Source organism: Mycobacterium sp. NGS35, from assembly GCF_059812855.1.
In genome coordinates, this window is sequence record NZ_JCALDL010000012.1 from 57,169 (window position 1) to 82,303 (window position 25,135).

Below are 25,135 nucleotides of genomic sequence, written 5' to 3' on the forward strand. Positions count from 1 at the left end.
ATTTTTCTTCGGGTGCGTCGATCGGGGACAATCGACGTAATGCCCACCTTCGAGATGGCCCGGATCGACCTGCGCAACCGCACGCTCAGCGCTGCGCAGTTGCGTGCTGCGCTGCCCCGCGGCGGCGTGGACGTCGACACGGTGCTGCCCGTCGTGCGCCCGGTCGTCGACGACGTGGCACAGCGCGGGGTGGAGGCCGCGCTCGATTACAGCGAGACGTTCGACGGTGTCCGGCCGGCAACCGTGCGGGTGCCCGTCGGCCGGCTCGACGATGCGCTCGCCGAGTTGACGCCCGATGTGCGGGCGGCGCTCGAAGTTGCCATCCAGCGGGCCAGGACCGTGCACGCCGATCAGCGCCGCACCGACACCACGACCACGCTCGGACCAGGTGCGACGGTCACCGAGCGCTGGGTCCCGGTCGCGCGGGTCGGGCTGTACGTGCCCGGCGGCAATGCGGTCTACCCGTCGAGCGTGGTGATGAATGTCGTGCCCGCGCAAACCGCGGGTGTCGAGTCTCTGGTGATCGCCAGTCCGCCGCAGGCCCGATTCGGCGGTCTACCGCATCCGACGATCCTGGCCGCCGCGCGGCTGCTGGGCGTCGACGAGGTGTGGGCGATCGGCGGTGCGCAGGGCGTTGCGCTGCTGGCCTACGGCGGCACCGACACCGGCGGCGCGGAACTGGAACCGGTCGACATGATCACCGGCCCGGGAAACATCTATGTCACCGCCGCGAAGCGGATCTGCCGCAGCCACGTCGGCATCGACGCCGAAGCCGGGCCCACCGAGATCGCGATCCTCGCCGACCACACCGCGGATCCCGCGCACGTCGCCGCCGACCTGATCAGCCAGGCCGAGCATGACGAGATGGCGGCCAGTGTCCTGGTGACACCCAGCGCCGACCTGGCCGATGCAGCCTCCAAAGAGCTTGCCGCGCAAGTGGAATCGACGGTGCACCGCGAGCGGGTCACTGCTGCGCTGACCGGCCGGCAATCGGCGATCGTGCTCGTCGACGACATCGACGCCGGAGTGCGGGTGGTCAATTCCTATGCCGCCGAACACTTGGAGATCCAGACGGCCGACGCGCCCACGGTCGCGAGCCGCATCCGTTCGGCAGGTGCGATTTTCGTCGGCCCCTACTCGCCGGTGAGCCTCGGCGACTACTGCGCGGGCAGCAACCACGTGCTGCCGACCGCCGGGTGCGCGCGCCACTCCAGTGGCCTTTCCGTGCAGACGTTCCTGCGCGGCATTCACGTCGTCGAGTACGACGAAGCCGCGCTCAAAGACGTGTCCGGCCATGTGATCACGCTGGCCAAGGCCGAGGACTTGCCTGCTCACGGCGAAGCGGTGCGCCGGAGGTTCGAGCGGTGAGCGTTCCGGGGCAAGACGTCACCCTCGACGACCTGCCGTTGCGCGACGATCTGCGCGGCAAGACGCCCTATGGTGCACCGCAACTCGACGTGCCAGTGCGGCTGAACACCAACGAGAACCCGCACCCGCCCACACCTGCGCTCGTCGACGACGTCGCCCGGGCGGTCCGCGAGGCGGCGGTCACCTTGCACCGCTATCCCGACCGCGACGCGGTTGCGCTGCGTGCCGACCTCGCGGCCTACCTGGCACGCCAAACCGGCGTGCCCGTCGGCGTCGAGAACCTCTGGGCGGCAAATGGTTCCAACGAGGTGCTGCAACAGTTGCTGCAGGCGTTCGCCGGGCCCGGTCGCAGCGCGCTGGGCTTCGTGCCGTCGTACTCGATGCACCCGATCATCTCGGGCGGCACCCAGACCCGTTGGCTGGAGGCGTATCGCGCCGACGACTTCCGGCTCGACACCGATACCGCCGTCGCCGCAATCGCCGAGCACCGCCCGGACGTGGTGTTCGTTGCGAGCCCCAACAACCCGTCGGGACAGAGTGTTTCACCGGCGGAGCTGCGCGCGCTGCTCGATGCCATGGATACCGGCATCTTGATCCTCGACGAGGCGTATGGCGAATTCTCGTCGGTGCCGAGTGCGATCAACCTCATCGGTGAGTACCCGGCGAAGCTTGTCGTGTCGCGCACGATGAGCAAGGCGTTCGCGTTCGCCGGCGGCCGTCTTGGGTATCTGATCGCCGCGCCCGCCGTCATCGACGCGATGCTGCTGGTGCGGCTCCCGTACCACCTCTCGGTGCTCACTCAGGCTGCGGCGCGCGCGGCGCTACGCCACGCGGACGAGACGCTGGGCAGCGTCGCTGCGTTGATCGCCGAACGTGAGCGGGTATCGGAGGCATTGGCGGACATGGGGTTTCGGGTGATTCCCAGCGACGCCAACTTCGTGCTGTTCGGCGAGTTCGCCGATGCGCCCGCCACCTGGCGTCGCTACCTCGACGACGGGGTGTTGATCCGCGACGTCGGCATTCCAGGCTTTCTGCGCACCACGATCGGCCTGGCGCACGAGAACGACGCGTTCCTCGCATCCAGTGCGCGTCTGGTGGCCACCGAACTTGCCGCACCGTTAGGAGCATCATGACCGAGAACCGCCGCGCCCGCGTGGAGCGCTCCACCAAGGAGTCCGACATCGTGGTCGAACTGGACCTCGACGGCAGTGGGGAGGTCGACATCGACACGGGCGTCCCGTTCTACGACCACATGCTGCACGCGCTCGGCGCCCATGCGAGCTTCGACCTGACCGTGCGCACCAAAGGTGACGTGCACATCGAGGGCCACCACACCATCGAGGACACCGCGATCGTGCTCGGGCAGGCGCTGGGTCAAGCGCTGGGCGACAAGAAGGGTATCCGCCGGTTCGGAGACGCATTCATCCCGATGGACGAGACTCTGGCGCACGCCGCGGTCGACGTCTCCGGGCGGCCGTACTGCGTGCACTCCGGCGAACCGGATCATCTGCGCCACTTCACGATTGCCGGCAACACCGTGCCTTACCACACCGTCGTGAACCGGCACGTGTTCGAGTCGCTGGCCATGAACGCGCGCATCGCCCTTCACGTGCGCACGCTCTACGGCCGGGATCCGCACCACATCACCGAAGCCCAATATAAGGCGGTGGCCCGGGCGCTGCGCCAGGCTGTCGAACGCGACTCTCGAGTCACCGGGGTGCCGTCCACGAAAGGTGCACTGTGACAAGCAAATCCGTTGCGGTGCTTGACTACGGCTCAGGCAACCTGCGGTCGGCTCAGCGTGCGCTGCAACGGGTCGGCGCCGAGGTCGAAGTGACCGCGGACCCGGCCGCCGCTACCGCCGCCGACGGCCTCGTGGTGCCGGGCGTCGGCGCGTTCGAGGCCTGCATGAGCGGGCTGCGCGGGATCGGCGGTGACAAGATCATCGCCGAGCGGCTCTCGGCCGGAGCCCCGGTACTGGGCGTGTGCGTGGGAATGCAGATCCTGTTCGACCGCGGCGTCGAGTTCGGCGTGGAAAGCCGTGGCTGCGGGCAGTGGCCCGGCGCCGTCACGCGATTGGACGCGCCGGTGATCCCGCACATGGGATGGAACACCGTCGAGGCGGGTCCAGGCAGCAGGCTTTTCGCCGGTCTCGACCGCGACACGCGGTTCTACTTCGTGCACTCGTACGCCGCGCAGCAGTGGGAAGGAAACGACGACGCCGTGCTCACCTGGGCCACCCACCACGTGCGATTCCTGGCGGCCGTCGAAGACGGGCCGTTGTCGGCGACACAGTTTCACCCCGAAAAAAGCGGTGACGCCGGCGCGGCGCTGCTGAGCAACTGGGTGCGGGCACTATGACGAAACTCGTCCTACTGCCGGCAGTCGACGTCGTCGGCGGCCGCGCGGTGCGCCTGGTGCAGGGCAAGGCGGGCAGCGAAACCGAGTACGGCTCAGCGCTGGAGGCGGCGCTGACGTGGCAGCGCGACGGTGCGGAGTGGATTCACCTGGTCGACTTGGACGCAGCGTTCGGCCGGGGCTCCAACCGCGAACTGCTCGCGGAAGTGGTCGGACGTCTCGACGTCAGTGTCGAACTGTCCGGCGGCATCCGCGACGACGCGTCGCTGTCGGCCGCACTTGCAACCGGTTGTGCGCGTGTGAATATCGGCACAGCGGCGCTGGAGAATCCGCAGTGGTGCGCGAAGGTGATCGCCGAGTACGGCGACAAGGTGGCCGTCGGACTCGACGTGCAGATCGTCGACGGCCAGCACCGGCTGCGGGGACGCGGCTGGGAAACCGACGGCGGCGATCTGTGGGAAGTGCTGGAACGCCTTGACCGCGAAGGCTGTTCGCGGTTTGTGGTCACCGACGTCACCAAAGACGGCACGCTGACCGGACCCAACATCGAGCTGCTGGCCGGCGTGGCCGAGCGCACCGATGCTCCGGTGATCGCCTCCGGCGGTGTGTCGAGCCTCGACGACCTGCGCGCCATCGCGACGCTGACCGACCTCGGCGTCGAGGGCGCGATCGTCGGAAAAGCGCTCTACGCCGGACGTTTCACGCTGCCGCAGGCGCTCGAAGCGGTCGGTCGGTAGGCCGCAATGGACACCAACGACCTCAACGCACTGGTGGCCGAGGCCGCAAAGATCCTCGACAAAGCGGCCGAGCGGTTCGTCGAGGGCCACGCCGCCGACCCGGCCGTGCGCAAGAAAGGCAACGACTTCGCCACCGAGATCGACCTGGCCATCGAGCGCCAAGTGGTCGACGCATTGACGTCGGCCACCGGCATCGAGGTGCACGGCGAGGAATTCGGCGGAGCCGACCTCGACTCACCATTGTTCTGGGTCCTCGATCCGATTGACGGCACGTTCAACTACGCGGCCGGTCTGCCGCTGGCGGCGATGCTGCTGGGCCTCGTCCGCGACGGAGAGCCGGTCGCAGGGTTGACGTGGCTGCCGTTCACCAATGAGCGGTTCACCGGCGTCGTCGGAGGACCGTTGCGCTGCAACGGCGTCGACCTGCCACCGTTGGAGCCGGCGGACCTCGAAGACGCTGTCGTCGGTGTCGGCACGTTCAACGTGGACTGGCGTGGCCGGTTCCCGGGACGGTATCGGCTGGCAGTGTTGGAAAGCCTGAGCCGGGTGTCGTCAAGGCTGCGCATCCATGGCGCCACGGGCATCGACCTGGCGTACACCGCAGCCGGAATCCTCGGCGGCGCAATCAGTTTCGGAGATCACCTCTGGGACCACGCGGCCGGAGTAGCGCTAGTGCGAGCGGCCGGCGGCATCGTCACCGATCTGGCCGGCAATGACTGGACCATCCAATCGCAGGCGGCGCTGTCGGGTGTGCCGCGTTGTCATCAGCAGATCCTGGAGATCCTGCGCGACGTCGGCGACCCGAAGGACTACTGATGGGAGACGTCGCGGTTCGCGTCATCCCGTGCCTCGACGTCGACGGCGGCAGGGTGGTCAAGGGCGTGAATTTCGCCAACCTGCGTGACGCCGGCGATCCGGTCGAGCTGGCCGCGGTGTACGACGCCGAAGGCGCCGACGAGCTGACGTTCCTCGACGTCACCGCATCGTCGTCGGGGCGGGCGACGATGCTCGACGTGGTCCGGCGCACCGCCGAGCAGGTGTTCATCCCGCTGACCGTCGGCGGGGGAGTGCGATCGGTGGCCGACGTCGACATGCTGCTGCGTGCGGGCGCCGACAAGGCGTCGGTGAACACCGCCGCGATCGCACGCCCGGAGTTGCTCGAGGAGTTGTCGCGGCGGTTCGGCTCGCAATGCATCGTGCTGTCGGTGGACGCGCGTACCGTGCCAGCGGGGTCCCCGCCGACGCCATCGGGATGGGAGGTCACCACGCACGGGGGACGGCGCGGCACCGGCATCGACGCCGTCGAATGGGCCGTGCGCGGAGCCGAACTCGGCGTGGGTGAAATATTGCTCAACTCCATGGACTTCGACGGCACCAAGGCTGGGTTCGACCTGCCGATGCTGCGCGCGGTGCGCGCGGCGGTCACGGTGCCAGTGATCGCCAGCGGCGGAGCGGGCGCTGTCGAGCATTTCGCGCCTGCGGTCATGGCGGGCGCGGACGCGGTGCTCGCCGCGAGCGTGTTCCATTTCCGCGAGCTCTCGATCAAGGAGGTCAAGGCGGCGATGGCGGCAGAAGGGATCACGGTGCGGTGATGAGCGCATTGGACTCCGCGATTGCCTCGCGGCTCAAGCGCGACGCCAACGGGCTGATCACCGCCGTTGCGCAGGAGCGGGGCACCGGCAAGGTGCTGATGGTCGCCTGGATGGACGACATGGCACTGGCCCGCACGCTCGAGACACGTGAGGCGACCTACTACTCCCGGTCGCGCCAGCAGCACTGGGTCAAGGGCGCCACCTCTGGCCACACCCAGCACGTGCACTCGGTGCGACTGGACTGTGACGGCGACACCGTCCTGCTGGAGGTCGACCAGGTCGGCGGCGCCTGCCACACCGGTGACCACAGCTGCTTCGACGCGGACGTCTTGCTGGCCGACGACGCGGGCTAACGCTTCCGCGCGCGCAAGACCTCCAGCGCCTTATCGGCGTGGGTGTTCATGTTGACCTCACTCGAGATGACGTCAAGCACTTTGCGGTCGGTGTCGATGACGAACGTTGTCCGCTTCACGGGCAGGAACTTGCCCAAAAGGCCCCGCTTGACGCCGAATTCGGCGGCGACGGTCCCGTCGGCGTCGGACAGCACCGGAAAGTCGAAGTGGTGGTTGTCGGAGAATTTCGCCTGCTTGTCCACCGGATCGGTGCTGATGCCCACCCGCGACACACCGACGTCGGCGAATTCCTTTGCCAGATCGCGGAAGTGACAGGCCTCACGGGTGCAGCCCGGGGTTCCGGCGGCCGGATAAAAGAACAGCACCACGGGGCCGTCGGCCAGAAACTCGCTGAACTGGCGCACCTTGCCGGTCTGATCTGGCAGTTCGAACTCGTCGACCAGGTCACCACGTTTCATAAGTGCACAGGCTACGCCCGCCCGGGCACGCCGCCGGAAAGTGGGAAGATACACCCGTGACCTCGACCGCCGATCTCACCGGAGCTTCTGCTCTTCGCGCAAGCGGCTCATCGCTTTCTTCTGCTCTTCGCGCAAGCGGCTCATCGCCGTCTTCTGCTCTTCGCGCAAGCGGCTCATCGCCGACCACCACGCGCGAGCAGTTCCGGGCGCTGGCGGCTGAGCATCGGTTCGTGCCGGTCACCCGCAAGGTGCTCGCCGACAGCGAGACGCCGCTGTCCGCGTATCGCAAGCTCGGTGCCAACCGGCCCGGCACCTTCCTGCTCGAGTCCGCCGAGAACGGCCGGTCGTGGTCGCGGTGGTCGTTCATCGGTGCGGGCGCGCCGTCGGCGCTGACCGTGCACGACGGCGAGGCGGCCTGGATCGGGGCCACACCGCAGGACGCCCCCCGCGGCGGCGACCCGTTGCAGGCGCTGCGCGCGACGATGAACCTGCTTGCCAGCGAGCCGTTGCCCGGCTTGCCGCCGCTGTCGGGCGGCCTGGTGGGGTTCTTCGCCTACGACATGGTGCGCCGGCTCGAGCGGCTGCCGTCGCTGACGGAGGATGACCTGAAGTTGCCGGACATGGTGTTGCTGCTGGCCACCGACATGGCTGCGGTCGACCACCACGAGGGCACGATCACCCTGATCGCCAACGCGGTGAACTGGAACGGCACCGACGAGCGGGTGGACTGGGCCTATGACGACGCCGTCAAGCGGCTCGACGTGATGACGCAGGCGCTGAGCCAGCCGCTGCCCTCGACGGTTGCGACGTTCGACCGCCCGCAGCCGCTGCACCGCTCCCAGCGCACGGTCGAGGAGTACTGCGCGATCGTCGAGCGGTTGGTCGGCGAGATCGAGGCGGGGGAGGCCTTCCAGGTCGTGCCGTCGCAGCGCTTCGAGATGGACACCAGTGCCGAGCCGATCGACGTGTACCGCATGTTGCGCGTGTCCAACCCCAGCCCGTACATGTATCTGCTGCATATCCCCAAAGCCGATGGCAGTCTTGACTTTTCGATCGTCGGCTCCAGTCCTGAGGCGCTGGTCACCGTCCAGGACGGATGGGCGAGCACGCATCCCATCGCGGGCACGCGCTGGCGTGGCCATACCGAAGAAGAGGATCTGCTACTCGAGAAGGAGCTGCTGAGCGACGAGAAGGAACGCGCCGAACATCTGATGCTGGTCGATCTCGGCCGTAACGACCTCGGTCGCGTATGTGTGCCCGGCACCGTTCGCGTCGACGACTACAGCCACATCGAGCGGTACAGCCACGTCATGCACCTGGTGTCGACGGTCACCGGCCAACTCGCCGAGGACAAGACGGCGCTGGACGCCGTCACCGCCTGCTTTCCGGCGGGCACGCTGTCGGGCGCGCCGAAGGTTCGGGCGATGGAGTTGATCGAAGAGGTGGAGAAGACCCGGCGCGGGCTCTACGGCGGCGTGGTCGGCTACCTCGACTTCGCGGGCAACGCCGACTTCGCGATCGCGATCCGCACCGCGCTGATGCGCGACGGCACCGCGTACGTGCAGGCGGGCGGAGGTGTCGTCGCAGACTCCAACGGCCCCTACGAGTACACCGAGGCGGCAAACAAGGCCAAGGCCGTGCTGAGTGCGATCGCCGCTGCCGAGACGCTGCGGTCGCCGTGATCCGATTCGCGCAATTCCTCCTGGTGCTTGGCGCCGCGGGCCTTTGGGTTGCCTCGCGTCTGCCGTGGGTTGTGCTGAGGTCGTCCGACGGGCTGGGCCAGCCCCGCACGACGACGCTGTCGGGCGGTACCTGGGCCCCGGCGCTGGTGCCGCTCGCGGTGCTGTTGCTGGCAGCGGCGGTCGCGGCACTGGCGGTGCGGGGATGGCCGCTGCGCATCTTGGCGGTGCTGATTGCGCTGGTCAGCGCGGGCGCGGCCTATCTGGCGCTCACGCTGTGGACCATTCGCGACGTCGCGGTGCCTGCCGTACGGCTGGTTGATCTTCCGGTCGCCTCGTTGGTGGGCAGTTCCCGGCAGTATCCGGGCGCGGTGATCACGATGGTCGCGGCGGTGGTGACGCTGGCGGCCGCGGTGTTGTTGATGCGGGTCGCGGTGAAAGGCTCGGCTCGGGCGGACAAATACGCCTCGCCGTCGCAACGGCGTGCCGTGACCGTCCAGGGAGACTCGTCGGCGACGATGTCAGAACGGAAGTTGTGGGATGCGTTGGACGAAGGCGCTGATCCGACCGGCGACCCGACCCGGGACTCGCCTAGCGAGGGTCGGTGAGGGGCCGCACGCCCGTGGCGGCTACCCTTTCGATGTTGATCGCACGTCGGCTGTAGCGCAGGAGGGAGTCGACAGGGCCATGAGTTCGGCGACGGTGCTCGACTCCATTCTGGAGGGAGTTCGCGCCGATGTTGCCGCTCGTGAAGCCGTCGTCCCGCTGGCCGAAGTAAAGGCCAAAGCCAAGGATGCGCCGCCGCCGCTCGACGTGATGGCAGCGCTGCGTGAGCCCGGCATCGGTGTGATCGCCGAAGTCAAGCGCGCCAGTCCGTCACGTGGCGAATTGGCTTCGATCGCCGATCCGGCGAAGCTGGCCCGTGCATACGAGGAAGGTGGCGCACGCATCGTCAGCGTGCTCACCGAGCAGCGCCGGTTTCACGGCTCGCTGGAGGACCTCGACGCGGTACGCGCTGCGGTGTCAATTCCGGTGCTGCGCAAGGACTTTATTGTTCGTCCCTACCAGATCCATGAGGCACGCGCACACGGCGCCGACATGCTGCTGCTGATCGTCGCGGCGCTGGATCAGCCCGCATTGGCGGCGATGCTCGACCGCACCGAATCGCTGGGCATGACTGCTCTGGTCGAGGTGCACACCGAAGAAGAGGCCGACCGGGCGCTGCAGGCAGGCGCCAAGGTGATCGGCGTCAACGCGCGAGATCTCAAGACTCTCAAGGTCGATCGGGATTGCTTTGCGCGGATCGCGCCCGGCCTGCCGTCGAACGTTATTCGCATCGCCGAGTCGGGCGTCCGCGGCACCGCCGACCTGCTGGCCTACGCCGGCGCGGGTGCAGACGCTGTGCTCGTCGGCGAAGGGTTGGTGACCAGTGGTGATCCGCGAAGCGCGGTAGCGGATCTCGTGACGGCCGGCACCCACCCGTCGTGCCCGAAATCGGCTCGGTGAGCAGCCCGGAACTACCTCGGTCCAGTGCGGCCGTCGCCGAGCCGACTGCCCACGACCCAGACGCGCGCGGCCATTTCGGTGTCTACGGCGGCCGATTCGTGCCTGAGGCGCTGATGGCGGTGATCGAAGAGGTCACCGCCGCGTACGAAAAAGCACGCACCGACCAGGAATTCCTCGACACCTTAGACCGTCTGCAAACCCACTACAGCGGGCGGCCGTCGCCTCTGTACGAAGCCCGTCGGCTCAGCGAGCATGCCGGCGGCGCGACAATCTATCTCAAGCGAGAAGACCTGAACCACACCGGTTCTCACAAGATCAACAACGTGCTGGGTCAAGCGCTGCTGGCACAGCAAATGGGCAAGACACGGGTGATCGCCGAGACCGGTGCGGGTTCGCACGGGGTCGCCACCGCGACGGCCTGCGCACTGCTTGGGCTGGAGTGCGTGATCTACATGGGCGCCGTCGACACGGCCCGACAGGCTTTGAACGTTGCGCGGATGCGGCTTCTGGGCGCTGAGGTGGTGTCCGTGACGTCCGGTTCGCAGACGTTGAAGGACGCGATCAACGAGGCGTTCCGCGACTGGGTGACCAATGCTGAGCGGACCTACTACTGCTTCGGTACGGCAGCTGGACCGCACCCGTTTCCTATGATGGTCCGCGACTTTCAGCGGGTGATCGGATTGGAGACCCGCGCGCAGATCCTGGCTCAGGCCGGCCGCTTACCCGACGCCGTCACGGCCTGCGTGGGCGGTGGCTCGAACGCGATCGGCATATTCCACGCGTTCATCGACGACCCGGGCGTGCGGCTGCTCGGCTTCGAAGCCGCCGGTGATGGTGTCGAAACCGGAAGGCATGCAGCCACTTTCACCGGTGGCTCACCGGGTGCCTTCCAAGGCTCCTACTCGTATCTGCTGCAGGACGAAGATGGGCAGACCATCGAAAGCCATTCGATTTCAGCGGGTTTGGACTACCCCGGGGTGGGCCCGGAGCACGCGTTGTTGAAGGACATCGGCCGAGCCGAATACCGCCCGATCACCGACACCGAGGCCATGGACGCGTTCCGGCTGCTGTGCCGCACGGAAGGCATCATCCCGGCGATCGAGTCGGCACATGCGGTGGCGGGAACGCTTCCATTGGCGGCCGAGATTGGCCGCGGTGGGATCGTCGTCGTGAACCTGTCCGGGCGCGGCGACAAAGACGTCGCCACTGCCGCGAAATGGTTCGGGCTGCTCGACGACGAGGGCGGCGTCCGTGGCTGAGCAAGCCCGGCTGACCGAACTGTTCGACTCGTGTCGGCAGCATGACCGGGCGGCACTGATCGGATACCTGCCGACGGGCTACCCCGACGTGCCGACGTCGCTGGACGCCATCCGGGCACTAGTTGAAAGTGGTTGCGACATCGTCGAAGTCGGGGTGCCCTATTCGGATCCGGGCATGGACGGCCCGACGATTGCGAAGGCGACGGAGGTTGCGCTGCGCGAAGGGGTGCGAGTGCGGGACTCGCTGCGCGCCGTCGAAGCGGTCAGCGATGCCGGTGGCCGTGCGGTGGTGATGACGTACTGGAACCCGGTGCTGCGCTATGGTGTCGACGCGTTCGCCCGGGACTTGGCCGGGGCGGGCGGGTTCGGGATGATCACACCTGATTTGATCCCCGACGAAGCGGCACAGTGGCTGGCCGCATCCGATGAGCACCGGTTGGATCGCATCTTCTTGGTGGCGCCGTCGTCGACGCCGCAACGGCTGGCCGCGACGGTTCAGGCGTCCCGGGGATTTGTCTACGCCGCGTCGACGATGGGTGTCACCGGGGCGCGAGACGTCGTGTCGAACACCGCCCCGGAGTTAGTGCGCCGAGTGAAGGAAGTGTCCGACATCCCCGTCGGCGTCGGACTCGGCGTGCGCTCCCGCGAGCAAGCGGCCGAGATCGCCTCTTACGCCGACGGAGTGATCGTAGGGTCGGCGCTGGTGTCCGCGCTGGGTGACGGTGGAATCGCGAAGGTCCGTGAACTCACAGAGGAATTGGCAGACGGCGTGCGACAGAGGATTTCCGCGTGACGAGTTATCTGGCTTCGTTCCCGAGCCCACCGCAAGGTGTGTGGCATCTGGGTCCCCTTCCTATTCGTGCCTACGCGTTGTTCATCATCGTCGGCATCGTCGTCGCGCTGGTCATCGGTGATCGTCGCTGGGTGGCACGCGGAGGAGAACCGGGCGTCGTTTACGACATCGCCTTATGGGCGGTGCCGTTCGGGCTGGTCGGTGGCCGGCTGTATCACGTGATGACAGATTGGCGCACCTATTTCGGCGACGAGGGTTTGGGATTTGTTGCGGCGCTCCGTATTTGGGACGGCGGCCTGGGCATTTGGGGTGCGGTTGCGCTAGGCGCAGTGGGTGCGTGGATTGGTTGCCGACGGCGCGGGATTCCGTTGCCCGCCTTCGGCGACGCGATTGCGCCGGGGATCATCCTGGCCCAGGCGATCGGCCGGTTGGGCAACTACTTCAATCAGGAGCTGTACGGACGCGAGACCACGTTGCCGTGGGGATTGCGGATCTACGAGCGCCGCGACGCGTCGGGTGCGGTGGATTACCTCAACGGCGTGTCGACCGGCCTCGTCGAGAAGGTGGTGCAACCGACGTTCCTCTACGAGTTGATCTGGAACATCTTGGTTTTCGGGCTGCTGATCGTCGCGGACCGGCGGTTCAAGCTCGGACACGGACGCTTGTTCGCGCTGTATGTGGCGGCCTACTGCGTCGGCCGGTTCGGGGTCGAGTTGCTGCGTGACGACACGGCCACGCTGATCGCCGGAATCCGGATCAACTTGTTCACGTCGACGTTCGTGTTCATCGGCGCGGTGGTGTACATCATGGCTGCGCCGAAGGGCCGCGAGGACCCGGCGGCTCTTTCTGGCAAGCCGCGTGAAGAGCAGCAAAAGCCGCCGGTCGAGGCCGAAGAGGAAGCGACCGAAGTTCCGGCGTCGTCGGAGGATTCGGCGTTGGTCGAGTGGACCAAAGAGCTTGCGGCTGCGGCCGCGACGACCGGTGTGGTGGCGGGCACGATCGTCGCGGCTGAGGACGAAGACTCGGACCGGGCCCGCGAGGACGAGCAGGCAGACGGCGCTCCAGCTGATCGGGAGTCCATCACGGAGGCCACTTCTGAGCCGGCTATCGAGGAGGCGCCTGCAAAGCCTCAGGCCGCCGAGCACGAAGAGCCGGTCGAGGACCTGGCCGAGCCAGAGATCGTCGCTGATAAGGAGGCCGTCGACAGCGCGGCGGAGCCTGTGGGTGAGGCCGCGGCTGGAGAGCCCGTCGAAGAGGCAGGCGCGGTTGAGCAGTCGGACGTCGAAGCGGCTGAGCCCGAGGTTCTCGCTGATGAAGACGCTACTGAAGGTGCGGTCGAGCCAGAGGGAGTTGAGGCCGCTTCTGAAGAGCCCGTCGAAGAAGCGGGCGCTGTTGAGCAATCGGACGTCGAAGCGGCTGAGCCAGAGGTCGTGGCTGATGAAGAGGCCGTCGACAGCGCGTCGGAGCCTGTGGGTGAGGCCGCGGCTGAAGAGCCCGTCGAAGAGGCGGGCGCCGTTGAGCAGTCGGACGTTGAATCGGCTGAGCCTGAGGTCGCCGCTGATGAAGAGGACGCCGACGAGGCCGCGGCTGGAGAGCCCGTCGAAGAAGTGGGCGCCGTTGAGCACACGGACGTCGAACCGGCTGTCGCTGATGAAGAGGACGCCGACGAGGCCGCGGCTGAAGAGCCCGTCGAAGAAGCGGGCGCCGTTGAGCAATCGGACGTCGAACCGGCTGAGCCTGAGGTCGTCGCTGATGAAGAGAACGCCGACGAGGTCGCGGCTGAAGAGCCCGTCGAAGAAGCGGGCGCCGGTGAGCACACGGACGTCGAACCGGCTGAGCCTGAGGTCGCCGCTGATGAAGAGGCCGCCGACGAGGTGGCCGAGCCTGCTGTGCAGGAGCAACCAGAGCAAGCTGTCGAAGAACCCAGTGACACGTCACCCGAATCCGACGAACCGGACGGTACAGACTCGAAAGTTTCTGATACCGGGGAACTTTCCGAGCCTTCGGAGGGCGCAGAGCGTGAGCAAAGTGCCGCGGACGGAAAGCCTGCTCGTGAGCCTGCAGCCGGTCGAGCACGGCGGTGGCGACTGCCCAGATTCAGGAGCCGCACCAGATAGCGCCCTCTCATGGGTCGCCCAGACAGGCTCTGGACTGGTGCCTATGTGACTGATGCGGCCGACGCCGGTGTCTAAACGTCGAACCTCGCGCCAAACACGCACCACGGCAAGAGCACCGAGTGGCATGCTGGGCCCATGACCGATCCGCAGTTCGGCCGCAGCGAGCAAGCGACTCCGCCGCCCGCCGGATACCCCTATCCGCCGCCATATCCCGGTGTAGACCCCGCCGCGCCTTACGGCCGCCACCCCGTCACAGGTGAGCCCTACTCCGACAAGTCGAAGCTCACCGCAGGGCTGCTGCAGCTACTCGGCATCATCGGCGTCGCAGGCATCGGCCGCATGTACCTCGGCCAGGTCGGCCTCGGCGTCGTGCAGTTGATCGTCGGTCTCGTGACCCTCGGTGTGGGTGCGTGGATCTGGGGCATCATCGACGCGATCCTGATCCTCACCGACAACGTCCGCGATCCACAGGGCCGGCCACTGCGCGATGGCACCTAGCTCTAAGCAGATCTCCATAGGCCGGGCCTCGGCAGCAATCGCGGCGGGCGCCGGGTTCACCGCGGCGATGGTCTATACCGGTCTCAACGACCCGCACCGCGCCGGCTCGCTGTTCCCGCCATGCCCGTTCAAACTTCTCACCGGATGGAACTGCCCGGCTTGTGGCGGCCTGCGCATGACGCACGACCTGCTCCACGCGGACCTGTCGGCAGCCGTCGTCGACAACGTCTTTCTGCTCGTCGGCATCCCGGCGCTTCTTGCGTGGTTCCTGTGGCGCCGCCGCACTGGAAGACCAGCGATGACGGTCACAGTCATCGCGGTCCTCACCGCTCTTGTGTTGTCCTGGACCCTGATCCGCAACGTACCCGGCTTCCCGCTGGTCCCGACGATCTACCGCGCATAGCACCCGCTCACGCCGGCGCGGCTGTCAACCGTTCTGCTTCCCGTCGGCTAACGGGGCCAAGGACTATGCTCGGAATTCGTGAATAGACGCGGGAAGATCGTCTGCACACTTGGCCCCGCCAGCAGTTCCGACGAGGTGGTGCGAGCTCTGGTCAAGGCCGGCATGGACGTTGCCCGTATGAATTTCAGTCACGGCGACCATGCCGACCACAAGGCCGTCTACGACCGCGTCCGAGCCGCTTCAGACGTCACTGGCCGAGCCGTGGGCGTGCTGGCCGACCTACAGGGACCGAAGATCCGGTTGGGCCGCTTCGCCGCGGGCCACGCGTTCTGGCAAAGCGGTGACACGGTGCGGATCACCGTCGAGGAATGCGACGGCACCCACGACCGGGTGTCGACGACGTACAAACAGCTCGCCCACGACGCCGCGCCGGGGGACCGGCTGCTGGTCGACGACGGCAAGGTGGTGCTCGTCGTCGAACGCATCGACGGCAACGACGTGGTGTGCACCGTCACCGAGGGCGGCCCGGTATCCAACAACAAAGGCCTGTCGCTTCCGGGCATGAACGTGTCGGTGCCCGCACTGTCCGACAAGGACGTCGACGACCTCGAATTCGCGTTGGAGCTCGGTGTCGATCTGGTGGCGCTGTCGTTCGTGCGGTCGCCCGCCGACATCGAACTCGTTCACGACGTGATGGACCGTGTCGGCCGACGGGTGCCGGTGATCGCCAAGCTCGAAAAGCCCGAAGCCATCGACAATCTCGAAGCGATCGTGCTGGCTTTCGACGCGGTGATGGTCGCTCGTGGCGATCTCGGTGTGGAGCTGCCGCTCGAGGAAGTGCCGCTGGTGCAGAAGCGGGCGATCCAAATGGCAAGGGAGAACGCCAAACCCGTGATCGTCGCGACCCAGATGCTCGAGTCGATGGTGGAAAACCTGCGGCCCACCCGCGCCGAGGCGTCCGACGTCGCCAACGCCGTGCTCGACGGAGCCGACGCGCTGATGATGTCGGGGGAGACGTCGGTGGGCAAGCACCCGGTGGAGGCCGTCAAGACGATGGCGCGAATCATCACTGCGGTCGAACAGAATTCGACGGCCGCGCCTCCGCTGACCCATGTACCGCGCACCAAACGCGGCGTCATCTCCTACGCCGCCCGCGACATCGGCGAACGCCTCGACGCCAAAGCGCTGGTGGCATTCACCCAGTCCGGAGACACGGTGCGTCGCCTAGCCCGCCTGCACACACCACTGCCGTTGCTGGCCTTCACCGATCGCCCGGAAGTGCGCAGCCAGCTTGCGCTCACCTGGGGCACAGAGACATTCATCGTGCCGCACATGCACACCACCGACGACATGATCCGCGTGGTGGACAAGTCGCTGCTCGAGTTGGGCCGCTACAAGCGAGGCGATCTTGTGGTGATCGTTGCAGGCGCCCCACCGGGCACGGTGGGCTCCACCAACCTCATCCACGTCCACCGGATCGGAGAGGACGACCATTAGCTCAGCAGACGAGCGCCGCAGCGATTTCGACCAGCTCCTGGCCACGCTCGATCTGACGCGCGTCGACGACCATACTTTCCTCGGCTCCCACCCCAGCAAGACCCCGGTCCGCACGTTCGGCGGTCAGATGATGGCGCAATCCCTGATCGCCGGCACCGGCACCGTCACATCGCATCTGCCGCTCGCGGCGCTGACCGCTACCTTCATCAACGGCGGCGACCCGACTGCCGACATCGAGTACCGGGTAGTCAACCTGCGCGACGAACGCCGATTCGCCAATCGGCGCGTCGATGCCACGCAGAACGGCAATCTGCTTGCCTCCGTGATGCTTTCGTATCTATCCGGCGGTCGGGGGCTGGAGCATGGCGTCGAGCCTCCGCAGGTGCCGGACCCGAACACGTTGCCGCCCATCGAGGAATACCTGCGCGGCTACGAGGACACCGTCCCGGGATTCGTCAACGCATTGCGACCGATCGAGTGGCGTTACGCCAACGACCCGGCATGGGTGATGCGCAGGAAGAAGGGCCGGCTGCCGCACAACCGCGTCTGGATGAAAGCCCACGGCAAGCTGCCCGAAGATCCGACACTGCATGCGGCGGCCATGGTGTACGCCTCGGACACCACGATTTTGGACTCGATTATCACCACCCACGGATTGTCGTGGGGATTCGACCGCATCTTCGCAGTCACCGTCAACCACTCAGTGTGGTTCCACCGCCAAGTCAACTTCGACGACTGGGTGTTGTATTCGACGACTTCCCCTGTCGCGGCGAATTCGCGCGGCCTGGGCACCGGCCACTTCTTCAACCACGGTGGTGCGGTGCTCGCCACCGTCGTGCAGGAGGGCATCGTGAAGTATTTCCCCGGATCACCGCGCTGACAGCGGGTAATCTTCTGGTGGTGACACAGCTGGTCAAAGTCGCGAAAGTACGCGCCCGCGAACGCGTTGTCGTCAGTGTCGACAGGCCGGCGGCACGGTGGATCGGCGCGCTGGCTGTTCTCAGCTTGTTCTGCTGGCTCGTGGTGTTACTCGCCCATGACTACCACCACGCCGACTGGGCGGCATCCGGCCGCCTGGCGTGGTCATTGGTGATCTTGACCACTGTCGCGCTGATCGCGCGCGGCATCTTCCTGGGCCGCCCCGTGACCACAGCGCACGCGACAGCCGCAATGGTGGTGCTGCTCGTCGGCTTCGGTGCGCATCTGCTGTCGTTCGGCGTGCTGGGCAATGTGCTGGTCGCCGGCGCCGGCTGGGTCCTGATGTGGCCCACGGCGTCGCGACCGCAGCCGGACGACCTTCCCCACGTGTGGCGGCTGATCAACGCCACCGAAGGCGACCCGCTCGCACCTTTCGCGATGCAGACCCAGAAGAGCTACTTCTTTAACGTCGACGGGACGGCGGCGATCGCGTACCGCACCCGCATCGGATTCGCTACGGTCAGCGGGGATCCGCTCGGCGACGAAAGCCAATTTCCCCAGCTGATCGCCGACTTCGTCGCGATGTGCCACACCAGGGGCTGGCGGATCATCGTGCTCGGCTGCAGCGAGCGGCGGTTGCCGCTGTGGCGCAATGACGCGGTGGTGGGCCAACGGATGCGCAGTGTGCCGATCGGGCGCGATGTCGTCATCGACGTGCAGAACTTCGACATGGTGGGACGCAAGTACCGGAATCTGCGCCAAGCCGTGCAGCGTACTCACAACTTCGGCATCACCACCGAAGTTGTCGCCGAGCAGGATCTCGACGACGCGCTGCAAGCGGAGCTGGCAGAGGTGTTGATCGCTTCGCACAGCGGTGCGCGTACCGAGCGGGGCTTCTCGATGATTCTCGACGGCGCACTCGAGCGCCGGTATCCCGGCATCCAGTTGATCGTCGCCCGTGACCGTGACGGGCAGGTGCAGGGTTTCCACCGCTACGCGACGGCCGGCGGCGGCAGTGACATCACCCTCGATGTGCCGTGGCGTCGTCCAGGAGCGCCCAACGGCATCGACGAACGGCTCAGCGTCGACATGGTGCTGCAAGGTAAAGCCCTTGAGGCAGAACGGGTTTCGCTCGCCTTCGCAGCATTCCCGGAAGTCTTCGACAACAAGAACCGCAACTGGCTCCAAGACGTCGTCTACCAGGCGATCCACCTGCTGGATTCGCTGATCGCGCTGGAGTCGCTGTACCGGTATCTGCGCAAGTTCCACGCGCTCGGACAGCGGCGATTCGTGCTGCTGTCACTGCGGCACGTGCTGCCGGCGGCTGTGGTGCTGTTGTCGCTGGAGTTCATGCCGCGCAGGCGTCGGCTCGAGCTCACGGCGTGTTCGTCAGCGTGACGCTGTACTTGGTCTCCAAGCTCTCGCGGAACTGGTCCTCGCACTGCTGCTGTGCGCTCGTATCGTTGCCTGCCTTGTTCATGCAGTCCATGAAGTCCTTGCCGCCACCCTCTTTGAAAATCGCGACGCCGACGACCGCGTAGATGGCAAGGAATGCCAGCGCGGCCACGATCGACAGGAATCCCAGGATGATGCCGGCCAGCGCGACGCCCCCGTTGTTCGCTTCCCCGCGGTTGACGCGGCCGCGCCCGACGAACCCCAGGATCACGGCGATGATGCCGAGGATGACGCCCCCGACGACGCTCCAGCACGACAGCAAGCCGATGATCGCCAGCACCAACGCCGCAGTGCCGAGCCCGTTTCGGGGCGGGACAGGCGGCGGGGCCTGACCGGCGTAGGGCATCGGCGGCGGCGGCGGATACTCGCCGTACTGTCCCTGTTGCGGATATCCGCCGTACTGTCCCGGGGGCGGTGTTTCCGGCTGGTTCGGCTCCGTCATGCGTTCGTTCCTTCCGCGGTGACACGTCGTTCGACGAATTCGTCGACCCTCTTCGAGGCCTTACGGATTCCGAAGGCTGACACGATCTCGAACACACCCATCACGATGAGCCAAATGCCGGTCACCAGAGCCAAGATGACGAGCGAGCGGAACGGAGAAGCCATCACGACGATGCCCGCGATGATGCTGACGATGCCGAAGAAGATCTCCCAGCCGCGGCCGGGCATGCCCGGATCGCTGATCGCCGAGGTTGTTGTCGCGACACCACGGAAGATGAAACCCACCGCGATCCAGATGGCCAGCAGCAGAACAGCAGTCGCTTCATCTGTACCGAAATGACGGAAAGCCAGAATGCCGAGAATGAGAGCGGCCGCACCGCTGATGAACAGTAAGACCCTGCCGCCCGCTGAAATATGCAGGGTGAGTGCGAAGAACACTTGGAAGATACCGCTGACAAGCAAATAGGCACCCAACAGAATCGCGGCTACGAGGATCGTCTTGCCGGGCCACCAGAGGACGAGAACACCGACAATCAGCGACGCGATGCCGGAGATCAGCGTCGTCCACCAGAGATGTTTGAGCAGCTTCGGGCGTTGGGGAGCAGTCATGCGTGAAGTGTTCCACAGGCCCAGTCGGCCGGTGAGCATTTCGCCGTCGCGGTCAACACGTCGAGTCAATGGCACGCATCGAATGCGTTGCTCGGCATGGCCGAACGGCATTTAGCGCGGACGCCAGGCCTTGCAACCCTTCGTTTCGAACACTGCCCCGTCGGGACCTAACACAACGTCCGTGGCGCCCGAATTGCTTCGGTGAATGATCGCGGCCATTGTCTGCACTCCGTGGTCGAGCTGAGGCCACCCGATCCGCCATCCGCACCGCACCGTTGCCGCCATACCCACGGCGTTGACGCTTCGCGGCCCGTCGGTGTGCCACCTTCCGGCGGGAATGTCCTTGCCGATGGTGTAAGTGCCATCGGTCACCGGTTCGGCGGTGGCTTGACGCGCAGGACCGGCCGATTCGCCTGCGAGAAGTGAGGGCCCACCGACCAGGAGCAAGGAGGCGGCACCGATGAAGCCCACGGCTCGCAGCCCGTTCACGGCGCAAGACGGTACATCACCCGCTTTGCGGGCTGGAAAACGTTCACCCCGCTAGTGTTCACGTACTGGCTCCCGCCGTCGTCGACGTCAGGTGGTCGACGGCCCCGACCGAAAAGAGAGGCAATGAGGAGATCACGCGCATGGCTGGTGGCCGGAGCGATCGTCGTCTCCGCGGCCCTGGCCCTCACCGGCTGTACCAGCAACACGGAAAGCTCCGGGCCGGGCGGATCGACCACGTCGGTGAAGCCGGCCAAGGTCGACGAGATCGCCAACCTGTTGCCGGACAAGATCAAGAACGCGGGCAAGATCGTCGTCGGCACCGATCCCACTTACGCGCCCAACGAATTCAAGGACGCCAACGGCAACATCATCGGCTTCGACGTCGACCTGCTCAATGCCGTCGCAGCGGTGCTTGGTGTCACCCCCGAGTACCGGGCATCGGCTTTCGACAAGATCATTCCGTCGATCCAGGGCGGCACCTATGACATGGGGATGTCGTCGTTCACGGACAACAAGGAACGCGAGCAGCAGGTCGACTTCGTCGACTACTTCCGCGCCGGATCGCTTTGGGCGCAACGTCCCGGCGCGCCGATCGACCCCAACAACGCGTGCGGGAAGAAGGTGGCGGTGCAGACGGGCACCGTGCAAGACACCGAAGAGCTGCCGGCCAAGAACGCTGACTGCCTCAAGAAGGGTCAGCCGCCGATCAACGTGCTGAAGTTCGACGGCCAGGACGCGGCGACCAATGCAGTGATGTTGGGCCAAACCGACGCCATGACAGCCGATTCCCCGGTCACCGCGTGGGCGATCAAGCAGAGCGGCGGCAAGCTGGAGGCAGCCGGTGAGCTGTTCCAGTCAGCCCCGTACGGCTGGGCGGTGCCGAAGGGCTCGCCGCTGGGACAGGCGCTGTTGAGGGCACTCGAGCACGTGATCCAGACCGGTGATTACAAGAAGATCCTGGACAATTGGGGCGCCCACACCGGCGCGATCGACAAGCCGGTGATCAACGGCGCAGTCGGCTGATCGTGGCCGCCGAGGCATCGCCACCGCCTGCCATCGATGCCGTGCCGCTGCGGCATCCGTGGCGGTGGGTGACAGCCATCGTCATCGCCGTGCTGGTGGCGCTGTTCTTGTGGGGAGCCGCCACCAACCCGGCCTATTACTGGTCCACGTACGCGAAATACCTTTTCGATCAACGGATTTCGATTGCAGCGTGGAACACGATCCAGCTGACGATCCTGTCGATGGTGTTGGCCGTGGTACTGGGCGTGACCCTGGCCGTGATGCGGTTGTCGCCCAACCCGGTGCTGCGGTCGGTGTCCTGGGTGTACATCTGGATCTTCCGCGGCACCCCGGTGTACGTCCAATTGGTGTTTTGGGGCCTTTTTCCGGTGCTGTACAAGAACATCCAAGTTGGTATCCCGTGGGGGCCGACGTTCTTCCACTTCACATTGCAGAACTTCTCGTTCTACTTCGTGATGGCGGTCATCGGGCTGGGGCTCAACGAGGCGGCCTATATGGCCGAAATCATCCGGGCCGGCATCAATTCGGTGCCCGAAGGCCAAACGGAGGCGTCGATCGCGTTGGGGATGTCGTGGTGGATGACGATGCGCCGCACCGTGCTTCCCCAGGCCATGCGCGTGATCATCCCGCCTACGGGAAACGAGGTCATCAGCATGCTGAAGACCACGTCGCTGGTGATCGCCGTGCCGTACACCCTCGAGTTGTATGGCCGCGCCCATGACATCGGCTTGGCGCTGTTTCAACCGATTCCGCTGCTGCTCGTGGCGGCGACGTGGTACCTGGCCATTACCAGCGTGCTGATGGTGGGGCAGCACTACCTGGAGCGGTACTTCTCGCGGGGGGCGTCACGCAAGCTCACCTCCAAGCAACTCGAGGCGCTCGCGCAGGCCAAGCGCGCATTCGAGGAGCACGTATGACGGCGATGGTGGTCGCCGAGCAGGTGTGTAAGAGCTTCGGTGCGCTCGAGGTGCTCAAGGGTGTGACGCTGACGGTCGAGCGCGGGCAGGTGTTGTGCATCGTCGGTCCGTCCGGCTCGGGCAAGTCGACGTTTCTGCGCTGCATCAACCACCTCGAGAACATCACCGCGGGCCGGCTCTACGTGGACGGTCAGCTGGTGGGGTATCGGGAGAAGGGCGGCAAGCTGCACGAGTTGGCGCCGCGTGAGGCGGCCAAGCAACGCCGCGACGTCGGAATGGTGTTCCAGCACTTCAACCTTTTCCCGCACCGCACCGCGCTGCAGAACATCGTCGAGGCACCCATCCACGTCAAGAAGGTGAAGAAGGACGTCGCGGTGAACCGGGCACGCGAGTTGCTGGACCGGGTTGGGCTTTCCGACAAAGCCGACGCCTATCCGGCGCAGCTGTCGGGTGGACAGCAGCAGCGCGTCGCGATCGCCCGGGCACTGGCCATGGACCCGAAGTTGATGCTGTTCGACGAGCCGACTTCGGCGCTGGACCCCGAGCTCGTGGGCGAGGTGCTTTCTGTGATGCGAGACCTCGCGCGTGGGGGCATGACGATGCTGGTGGTTACCCACGAGATGGGCTTCGCACGTGAGGTCGCCGATCAACTGGTGTTCATGGACGAAGGCGTGATCGTGGAGAGCGGCAACCCACGCGAGGTGCTCGCCTCACCTAAACATCAACGCACCCAAGCGTTTTTGTCCAAGCTGTTGTGATGCTGTCCCGTAGAGATACTGGATCAGGCGCGGGCACCGGCCGCCGCGCACGCCAGCTGGACCTCATGAGCGTCGTTGTTGAGGCTGGACGCGGCCGAGTTGAGCGCGTCGCCGCCGCCGCGCAGCCCCATGGTGAGGACCAGCCGCGCGGCGTTCAGCGACCACTTTCGCATCGGGTCTGCGATCTCCGGCGCCAATCCCGGTGTGGCCGAAGCGTTTAGCGCCACCGCGGCGGCTTGCCGCAATGCCGTCCGGCCGACGACATTGGAGTCCGAGACTTCGGGATCCTGGTAATTCACCAGGTTGCCATTGCCTGCGGTGGCGTACGCGAAGTCTTCGTAGTTGACCGCGGCGTAGTTCCACGCAGTCGAGAACTGCCGGCAGGCGTCCGCGGCGGCCGCATCGGCACCGTCGGCGATCGGAGGGGCGGCAGCCGGGGCGGCGATCGTCGAACCCGGCAACGTGGGGTGGGGCTCGTCGGCCGCGGCTGGGTCTGCAACGGCGCAGGGTGCGACCGATAGGCCGACACCGAGCGCCAAGAGGGTAGCGGCCAATCCCTGTCCGCGTACTCGTGATGACTTCATCATTTCCTTCCAGAGACTCGAACGTCTCAAGGCTAGGTCGAGGTGAAATGGTGCGGGCGCCAACTGTCCGCATCGTGAACAGAAATCAAACAGCGGATGGCCGGGGGTGAGCGAGTGCAGACAGGGCGCCGCGGCCTTATCCCGCGAGCCTTGCTGAGCGCTGCGATTTCCGGGCATTTCACGCCAGCCGACGTGGCGTATCTTGCATGCTCAGTAGTTGGTAACCGGGCGCGAACTGTTGACGCACCGTTTACCGTTTGGACACCCGGCCCATCGAAGATTCCCGGGACAGATGCCATGGGGATTCAGATGATGAGAGGCGCCACCACGACATGTTGAATCGATTTGCCACGCTGGCTGCCGTTAGCCTGCTGGTCCCGGTCGGGACGGCTCCACTCGCTCTTGCCGACCCACCCCCCGCACCCGTTGTGCCGGCCGCCGACACCGCTCCACCGCCCGGCGAGCCCGGCGGCCCGGGCCCTGCCGGTCCCGTGCCGTCTGCTCCACCCGGAGTGCTGAAAACCCCTGACGGCTACACCCTGACGGTCGTCGGCAAGAACGAGTCGATGGAGCCGGTGGCGCCGCTGACCGGCGCGCCGACCTCTCGCGAGTACCTCGTCGACGGAACGTTCACCGGATCGGTGACGGGTTCGGGTGGACCGAAGCTCGCCGGCGGGACGCTGGAAGCCGGATACCAAATCGGCTGCGGCATTGCGCAGGACGATATCGAGAGCATTGTCTCGGCGGGTATCCAACCGGGCATATCGCTTCTCAGTCCGAGCAGTGTGTTGCCGATCTTCCCGGTCACCATCAACCCCTCGCTGTCGTACCAGATGAAGATCGACCTCAAGCCCGGCACGGTGAACATCGTGCCGATCGACAAAAAGAAGTTCAAAGGCACGTCGCCGGTGATCAATATCACCGGTTTGCGTGTCAAGTTCGATCAATGCGCAGGTGCGTCGTTCATTCGGTCCTACGCGACGCTGACCAGCTCCACCGACGACACCGATGACGTCGTCACCTACACCGGCGTCACCAAGATGGTCTGACAGCGGTCGCAATCGCCCCTCGGGTCGCATGCCCCTCGCCCACGGCGGGGGGCATGCGGCTGTTCGCGCGGATGCCACTCGATGTGGCGCAGAACGCAGCCCTTCCGGATGCAACAAGTTTGCCGGTGTGCTATACCCGCATCGAATTCGGATGATTTCCAGCGCTTTTCGAGCTTCGCAGTGGTCGGCAATCGGGTGCGAACTGTTGGCGCGCCGTTTACCGTTTGGACACCCGGTCCATTGAAGATTCCACGGACAGATCCCACGGGATTCG

The 25,135-nt window shown here is 66.1% G+C and carries 27 protein-coding genes and 1 pseudogene; 23 read left to right on the plus strand and 5 right to left on the minus strand.

The window, feature by feature from the left end:
* The first annotated feature begins 54 nt into the window (after positions 1-54).
* From hisD to hisI, 8 genes are read left to right on the plus strand one after another with little or no spacing between them, the layout of a single operon-like run.
* Positions 55-1,368, plus strand: a complete 1,314-nt coding sequence (hisD, locus tag AC5Y4C_RS17885; protein ID WP_499964116.1) for a histidinol dehydrogenase — start codon at positions 55-57, stop codon at positions 1,366-1,368.
* Complete coding sequence (locus AC5Y4C_RS17890) at positions 1,365-2,501, plus strand: histidinol-phosphate transaminase (RefSeq protein ID WP_499964052.1); 1,137 nt, start codon at positions 1,365-1,367, stop codon at positions 2,499-2,501. Before hisD ends, AC5Y4C_RS17890 begins: the two co-directional genes overlap by 4 nt.
* Positions 2,498-3,112, plus strand: a complete 615-nt coding sequence (gene hisB / locus AC5Y4C_RS17895; RefSeq protein ID WP_499909961.1) for an imidazoleglycerol-phosphate dehydratase HisB — start codon at positions 2,498-2,500, stop codon at positions 3,110-3,112. Before AC5Y4C_RS17890 ends, hisB begins: the two co-directional genes overlap by 4 nt.
* Positions 3,109-3,729: an imidazole glycerol phosphate synthase subunit HisH gene (gene hisH / locus AC5Y4C_RS17900; RefSeq protein WP_499909963.1), complete on the plus strand. Its 621-nt coding sequence runs from the start codon at positions 3,109-3,111 to the stop codon at positions 3,727-3,729. The genes hisB and hisH overlap by 4 nt, the downstream gene beginning before the upstream one ends.
* Positions 3,726-4,463, plus strand: coding sequence for a bifunctional 1-(5-phosphoribosyl)-5-((5-phosphoribosylamino)methylideneamino)imidazole-4-carboxamide isomerase/phosphoribosylanthranilate isomerase PriA (gene priA / locus AC5Y4C_RS17905; protein WP_499964050.1), 738 nt, complete (start codon positions 3,726-3,728; stop codon positions 4,461-4,463). The genes hisH and priA overlap by 4 nt, the downstream gene beginning before the upstream one ends.
* A 6-nt stretch (positions 4,464-4,469) precedes the next feature.
* The gene (locus AC5Y4C_RS17910) at positions 4,470-5,279 is read left to right on the plus strand and encodes an inositol monophosphatase family protein (RefSeq protein ID WP_499909967.1); all 810 of its coding nucleotides are present in this window, start codon (positions 4,470-4,472) and stop codon (positions 5,277-5,279) included.
* On the plus strand, positions 5,279-6,055 hold the full coding sequence (gene hisF / locus AC5Y4C_RS17915) for an imidazole glycerol phosphate synthase subunit HisF (protein WP_499964049.1): 777 nt from the start codon (positions 5,279-5,281) through the stop codon (positions 6,053-6,055). Before AC5Y4C_RS17910 ends, hisF begins: the two co-directional genes overlap by 1 nt.
* Positions 6,055-6,408: a phosphoribosyl-AMP cyclohydrolase gene (gene hisI / locus AC5Y4C_RS17920; RefSeq protein WP_499964047.1), complete on the plus strand. Its 354-nt coding sequence runs from the start codon at positions 6,055-6,057 to the stop codon at positions 6,406-6,408. Before hisF ends, hisI begins: the two co-directional genes overlap by 1 nt.
* On the opposite strand, the gene AC5Y4C_RS17925 is transcribed toward hisI, so the two are convergent.
* Positions 6,405-6,866 (minus strand): peroxiredoxin, encoded by a 462-nt coding sequence (locus tag AC5Y4C_RS17925; RefSeq protein WP_500008506.1) that lies wholly within the window; start codon positions 6,864-6,866, stop codon positions 6,405-6,407. The genes hisI and AC5Y4C_RS17925 overlap by 4 nt on opposite strands.
* A gap of 209 nt (positions 6,867-7,075) precedes the next feature.
* Here AC5Y4C_RS17925 and AC5Y4C_RS17930 point away from each other — a divergent pair, with 209 nt between their 5' ends.
* The 11 genes and pseudogenes from AC5Y4C_RS17930 to AC5Y4C_RS17980 all read left to right on the plus strand — a co-directional run bounded on the left by AC5Y4C_RS17930 (position 7,076) and on the right by AC5Y4C_RS17980 (position 18,934).
* A complete protein-coding gene (locus AC5Y4C_RS17930) occupies positions 7,076-8,548 on the plus strand; it encodes an anthranilate synthase component I (RefSeq protein ID WP_499964114.1) in 1,473 nt (490 codons plus the stop codon).
* Positions 8,545-9,153, plus strand: coding sequence for a TIGR02234 family membrane protein (locus AC5Y4C_RS17935; protein ID WP_499964045.1), 609 nt, complete (start codon positions 8,545-8,547; stop codon positions 9,151-9,153). The genes AC5Y4C_RS17930 and AC5Y4C_RS17935 overlap by 4 nt, the downstream gene beginning before the upstream one ends.
* A 79-nt stretch (positions 9,154-9,232) precedes the next feature.
* The gene (gene trpC / locus AC5Y4C_RS17940; RefSeq protein WP_499909977.1) at positions 9,233-10,051 is read left to right on the plus strand and encodes an indole-3-glycerol phosphate synthase TrpC; all 819 of its coding nucleotides are present in this window, start codon (positions 9,233-9,235) and stop codon (positions 10,049-10,051) included.
* Positions 10,039-11,310 (plus strand): tryptophan synthase subunit beta, encoded by a 1,272-nt coding sequence (gene trpB, locus AC5Y4C_RS17945; protein WP_499964112.1) that lies wholly within the window; start codon positions 10,039-10,041, stop codon positions 11,308-11,310. The genes trpC and trpB overlap by 13 nt, the downstream gene beginning before the upstream one ends.
* Entirely contained in the window at positions 11,303-12,103 is an 801-nt protein-coding gene (gene trpA / locus AC5Y4C_RS17950; RefSeq protein WP_499964043.1) for a tryptophan synthase subunit alpha, read from the plus strand. The genes trpB and trpA overlap by 8 nt, the downstream gene beginning before the upstream one ends.
* Positions 12,100-12,955 (plus strand): annotated as a pseudogene (gene lgt / locus AC5Y4C_RS17955) (prolipoprotein diacylglyceryl transferase); the annotation flags it as partial. The gene trpA and the pseudogene lgt, both read left to right, overlap by 4 nt.
* Positions 12,956-14,355: 1,400 nt before the next feature.
* Positions 14,356-14,718, plus strand: coding sequence for a TM2 domain-containing protein (locus AC5Y4C_RS17960; protein WP_499909983.1), 363 nt, complete (start codon positions 14,356-14,358; stop codon positions 14,716-14,718).
* Entirely contained in the window at positions 14,708-15,121 is a 414-nt protein-coding gene (locus AC5Y4C_RS17965; RefSeq protein WP_499964041.1) for a DUF2752 domain-containing protein, read from the plus strand. The genes AC5Y4C_RS17960 and AC5Y4C_RS17965 overlap by 11 nt, the downstream gene beginning before the upstream one ends.
* A 78-nt stretch (positions 15,122-15,199) precedes the next feature.
* Complete coding sequence (pyk, locus tag AC5Y4C_RS17970; protein WP_499964039.1) at positions 15,200-16,618, plus strand: pyruvate kinase; 1,419 nt, start codon at positions 15,200-15,202, stop codon at positions 16,616-16,618.
* Positions 16,614-17,498, plus strand: coding sequence for an acyl-CoA thioesterase II (locus AC5Y4C_RS17975; RefSeq protein WP_499964110.1), 885 nt, complete (start codon positions 16,614-16,616; stop codon positions 17,496-17,498). Before pyk ends, AC5Y4C_RS17975 begins: the two co-directional genes overlap by 5 nt.
* Positions 17,499-17,512: 14 nt before the next feature.
* Positions 17,513-18,934, plus strand: coding sequence for a bifunctional lysylphosphatidylglycerol flippase/synthetase MprF (locus AC5Y4C_RS17980; protein WP_499964108.1), 1,422 nt, complete (start codon positions 17,513-17,515; stop codon positions 18,932-18,934).
* Here AC5Y4C_RS17980 and AC5Y4C_RS17985 read toward each other — a convergent pair.
* From AC5Y4C_RS17985 to AC5Y4C_RS17995, 3 genes are all read right to left on the minus strand, one after another.
* Positions 18,912-19,433: a DUF4190 domain-containing protein gene (locus tag AC5Y4C_RS17985; RefSeq protein WP_499948920.1), complete on the minus strand. Its 522-nt coding sequence runs from the start codon at positions 19,431-19,433 to the stop codon at positions 18,912-18,914. The two genes, AC5Y4C_RS17980 and AC5Y4C_RS17985, sit on opposite strands and share 23 nt — an antisense overlap.
* On the minus strand, positions 19,430-20,041 hold the full coding sequence (locus tag AC5Y4C_RS17990; RefSeq protein ID WP_499948924.1) for an HdeD family acid-resistance protein: 612 nt from the start codon (positions 20,039-20,041) through the stop codon (positions 19,430-19,432). Before AC5Y4C_RS17990 ends, AC5Y4C_RS17985 begins: the two co-directional genes overlap by 4 nt.
* A 111-nt stretch (positions 20,042-20,152) precedes the next feature.
* On the minus strand, positions 20,153-20,530 hold the full coding sequence (locus AC5Y4C_RS17995) for an Rv1352/Rv1906c domain-containing protein (protein ID WP_499948927.1): 378 nt from the start codon (positions 20,528-20,530) through the stop codon (positions 20,153-20,155).
* Positions 20,531-20,653: 123 nt separating this feature from the next.
* Between AC5Y4C_RS17995 and AC5Y4C_RS18000 the strand changes: the two genes are divergently transcribed.
* The 3 genes from AC5Y4C_RS18000 to AC5Y4C_RS18010 are packed head-to-tail and all read left to right on the plus strand — an operon-like array spanning position 20,654 to position 23,228.
* The gene (locus AC5Y4C_RS18000; RefSeq protein ID WP_499909994.1) at positions 20,654-21,553 is read left to right on the plus strand and encodes an ABC transporter substrate-binding protein; all 900 of its coding nucleotides are present in this window, start codon (positions 20,654-20,656) and stop codon (positions 21,551-21,553) included.
* Between the two features lie 2 nt (positions 21,554-21,555).
* Positions 21,556-22,470: an amino acid ABC transporter permease gene (locus tag AC5Y4C_RS18005; protein ID WP_499964037.1), complete on the plus strand. Its 915-nt coding sequence runs from the start codon at positions 21,556-21,558 to the stop codon at positions 22,468-22,470.
* Between the two features lie 5 nt (positions 22,471-22,475).
* Complete coding sequence (locus AC5Y4C_RS18010; RefSeq protein WP_499964106.1) at positions 22,476-23,228, plus strand: amino acid ABC transporter ATP-binding protein; 753 nt, start codon at positions 22,476-22,478, stop codon at positions 23,226-23,228.
* Positions 23,229-23,251: 23 nt separating this feature from the next.
* Here AC5Y4C_RS18010 and AC5Y4C_RS18015 read toward each other — a convergent pair whose 3' ends face one another.
* Entirely contained in the window at positions 23,252-23,782 is a 531-nt protein-coding gene (locus AC5Y4C_RS18015; RefSeq protein ID WP_500008507.1) for an Rv2240c family protein, read from the minus strand.
* Between the two features lie 362 nt (positions 23,783-24,144).
* On the opposite strand from AC5Y4C_RS18015, the gene AC5Y4C_RS18020 reads away from it, so the two are divergent.
* The gene (locus AC5Y4C_RS18020; protein WP_499910000.1) at positions 24,145-24,861 is read left to right on the plus strand and encodes an MspA family porin; all 717 of its coding nucleotides are present in this window, start codon (positions 24,145-24,147) and stop codon (positions 24,859-24,861) included.
* Positions 24,862-25,135: the final 274 nt, after the last annotated feature.

Bases quoted from the DNA above. Each gene is read 5' to 3' on its own strand.
- AC5Y4C_RS18000 (WP_499909994.1), top strand. From the start codon at position 20,654: ATGAGGAGATCACGCGCATGGCTGGTGGCCGGAGCGATCGTCGTCTCC.
- AC5Y4C_RS17910 (WP_499909967.1), top strand. From the start codon at position 4,470: ATGGACACCAACGACCTCAACGCACTGGTGGCCGAGGCCGCAAAGATC.
- AC5Y4C_RS17990 (WP_499948924.1), bottom strand. From the start codon at position 20,041: ATGACTGCTCCCCAACGCCCGAAGCTGCTCAAACATCTCTGGTGGACG.
- AC5Y4C_RS17985 (WP_499948920.1), bottom strand. From the start codon at position 19,433: ATGACGGAGCCGAACCAGCCGGAAACACCGCCCCCGGGACAGTACGGC.
- hisF (WP_499964049.1), top strand. From the start codon at position 5,279: ATGGGAGACGTCGCGGTTCGCGTCATCCCGTGCCTCGACGTCGACGGC.
- hisI (WP_499964047.1), top strand. From the start codon at position 6,055: ATGAGCGCATTGGACTCCGCGATTGCCTCGCGGCTCAAGCGCGACGCC.
- AC5Y4C_RS17925 (WP_500008506.1), bottom strand. From the start codon at position 6,866: ATGAAACGTGGTGACCTGGTCGACGAGTTCGAACTGCCAGATCAGACC.
- hisB (WP_499909961.1), top strand. From the start codon at position 2,498: ATGACCGAGAACCGCCGCGCCCGCGTGGAGCGCTCCACCAAGGAGTCC.
- hisD (WP_499964116.1), top strand. From the start codon at position 55: ATGGCCCGGATCGACCTGCGCAACCGCACGCTCAGCGCTGCGCAGTTG.
- AC5Y4C_RS17965 (WP_499964041.1), top strand. From the start codon at position 14,708: ATGGCACCTAGCTCTAAGCAGATCTCCATAGGCCGGGCCTCGGCAGCA.
- AC5Y4C_RS17960 (WP_499909983.1), top strand. From the start codon at position 14,356: ATGACCGATCCGCAGTTCGGCCGCAGCGAGCAAGCGACTCCGCCGCCC.
- AC5Y4C_RS18010 (WP_499964106.1), top strand. From the start codon at position 22,476: ATGGTGGTCGCCGAGCAGGTGTGTAAGAGCTTCGGTGCGCTCGAGGTG.
- priA (WP_499964050.1), top strand. From the start codon at position 3,726: ATGACGAAACTCGTCCTACTGCCGGCAGTCGACGTCGTCGGCGGCCGC.
- trpC (WP_499909977.1), top strand. From the start codon at position 9,233: ATGAGTTCGGCGACGGTGCTCGACTCCATTCTGGAGGGAGTTCGCGCC.
- AC5Y4C_RS18020 (WP_499910000.1), top strand. From the start codon at position 24,145: ATGTTGAATCGATTTGCCACGCTGGCTGCCGTTAGCCTGCTGGTCCCG.